This is a genomic window from Microcoleus sp. CZ3-B2, from assembly GCF_036705055.1.
Classification (GTDB): domain Bacteria; phylum Cyanobacteriota; class Cyanobacteriia; order Cyanobacteriales; family Microcoleaceae; genus Microcoleus.
Genome location: NZ_JAUBTN010000139.1, coordinates 1 through 2,205, shown reverse-complemented (window position 1 = coordinate 2,205; position 2,205 = coordinate 1). Strand labels below are relative to the sequence as shown.

The 2,205-nt window shown below is 45.3% G+C and carries 3 protein-coding genes; 2 read left to right on the top strand and 1 reads right to left on the bottom strand.

What is annotated here, in order from left to right; translation table 11 throughout:
- Positions 1–256: 256 nt before the first annotated feature.
- Both QUA97_RS28120 and QUA97_RS28115 read left to right on the top strand, forming a co-directional pair.
- Positions 257–1,027: a TerC family protein gene (locus tag QUA97_RS28120; protein ID WP_194068542.1), complete on the top strand. Its 771-nt coding sequence runs from the start codon at positions 257–259 to the stop codon at positions 1,025–1,027.
- A gap of 45 nt (positions 1,028–1,072) precedes the next feature.
- Positions 1,073–1,375 carry a hypothetical protein gene (locus tag QUA97_RS28115; RefSeq protein ID WP_333197598.1) on the top strand — a complete coding sequence of 101 codons (303 nt, stop codon included), beginning with the start codon at positions 1,073–1,075 and terminating at the stop codon, positions 1,373–1,375.
- Here the strand turns inward: QUA97_RS28115 and QUA97_RS28110 are convergent.
- The coding region (locus QUA97_RS28110) for a proton-conducting transporter transmembrane domain-containing protein (RefSeq protein ID WP_333197596.1) at positions 1,372–2,205 on the bottom strand (834 nt) is incomplete at its 5' end. The two genes, QUA97_RS28115 and QUA97_RS28110, sit on opposite strands and share 4 nt — an antisense overlap.

Genomic DNA, 2,205 nt, shown 5'->3' with positions numbered 1-2,205 from the left:
AGGGGGAGAGGGGGAGATGGGAGAGGGGGAGATGGGAGTCGGAAAAATCGTCATGCTCGACTTTTAGGCTCAACATCCATAGGTTAAATCCGTTAAATCCCTTAGAGAATCCGTTGCCGAACTTGCTTAAGCGCGATCGCCCGCGACAAATTTACCGTCATAGGTTAAGATAAGTGAAGGTGACACTAATTTTAAATAGAGCCGGTGATTTGTGCTGCGCTCTTAGCTTGCAAATCTTAGGTGCAGAAAATAGTTAATGATAGATCAATTTCTTGAAGGTTCGCCCAATTTGGGAGTTGATACCTTTTTCTTATTGTTAGTTTTGGTGGCTTTGGAGGCTGTACTTTCCGCTGACAACGCGATCGCCTTGGCATCTATTTCTAAAGGTTTGGAAGATCCAAAACAACAGCAACAGGCTCTCAATTACGGTTTAATAATTGCTTTTGTACTGCGAGTAGCACTAATTCTAACAGCGACTTGGGTGATCAAGTTCTGGCAATTTGAACTGCTGGGGGCGCTGTACCTGCTGTGGCTAGTTTTCCAGCACTTCTCCTCAAATCCTGATGCAGAGGGAGAAGATCAAGGGCCTAGATTTGGCTCTCTGCTGCAAGCAATTCCAGTGATTGCTATGACAGATTTAGCATTTTCTTTGGATAGCGTTACTACTGCGATCGCCATTTCTGACGAAATCTGGCTGGTGGTTACTGGAGCCACAATTGGAATTATCACCCTGCGATTTATGGCGGAATTGTTCATCCGCTGGCTCGATGAGTTCGTACACCTAGAAGATGCGGGCTACATTACAGTTGGCTTGGTGGGAATGCGATTGTTGGTGAGAGTAATTGACGACAGTTTAGTACCTCCCCAGTGGCTGCTAATTTCCTCTATCGCCTTGATGTTTATTTGGGGATTTTCTAAGCGCACTCCCGAGGCGTTGGAGATTGCCGAATCCTCGGAAATTGCTCTCAATCCAAATGATTCAGAAGTTGTATTACCGGAATCGCCAGCAGAGAAGTCCGAAGTTTAACTAGACAGCATATTCTATAGCATTTCTCCTTAATGTGAGTTGCTCTTGTTCGATCGGGTATGGATCACCCGATCGCTTTTTCGTACTTCACAACGCTTGAAAACCGCTATAGATATAGAAACCGGGTTTTTTAGAGTGTTGGGCTTGTCAACGGATGGGCGATCGGTAAACCCCGTTTCTGGCCTCGACTGTAACGCATTTAAATTATACGTGCTGCGCCCAGTCGGAGCAATAGCCCGCTCATTGTTCGATCGTTTTTTGTCAGATAATTTAAATGTCGCAACAGCTTGCTGCACCAACATGGAATCTGCTGTATTACCTGCGTGCGATCGACCATTATTCCCCTAGAAGGTAGCTTCGCGCCCGATAATGCACGCTAGCACCATCCAAAAGAGTACCAGCAAAGTCAGACTCATCACACCCACCAGATGATCGAACTCCTCAGCTACACGCGGCAGTGCGATCGCCAACCGTTTAATAAATAAAACATAAATCAGCCAACCAATCGCGATCGTCAGCAGTGCTTTGATGATTGTCTCAATCGTATAAGCATCTAAATACACCACATTTGCGATAATTAGCCCGCTAATTAAAAGTGCGATCGCCGGCCACAATCCAGGCTGGACTTTCTGTTTTTCTCCACGCGGGATAAAGATAAATTTGGCGAAGGATATAGCTGTACCAACAGCAGCAATGTTCATCGGGATTACCTGCCAATCTGCTAGATTTTTGATTGTCAATGCTTTAGCCCCAAATCCTGCCAACAAGGGAAAGCCCGAAATCGACAGGCTGGCGATAACTAAGGCAATCCAAAGGTTAGGATCTATGGGTTTATATTGTAATTCCTTAAGGTTCCGACTTGGTAAAGAACCGGAAATTAAAAATAGAGTTGATTTAACCAAACCGTGAGCCAGCGCGTAAACTCCACCCACTGCCGGTGCCGCCAAGATAAACCCTAACTGCGAAATTGTGTGAAAAGCCAGCATCCGTTTTGTATCTTTTTCAAAGACGGCATAGCAGATTCCCATTAAAGCCGTCGCTACGCCAAAAATTCTGACGATCTGATTAATATCATCGGAAATTAAAGCACAGCGCAACAGCGGTAAAATACTGGCTTTGATGACAATTCCTGATAGTAATGCTGAGACTGGGGTTTCTGATTCTGAGTGAGTTAGCGG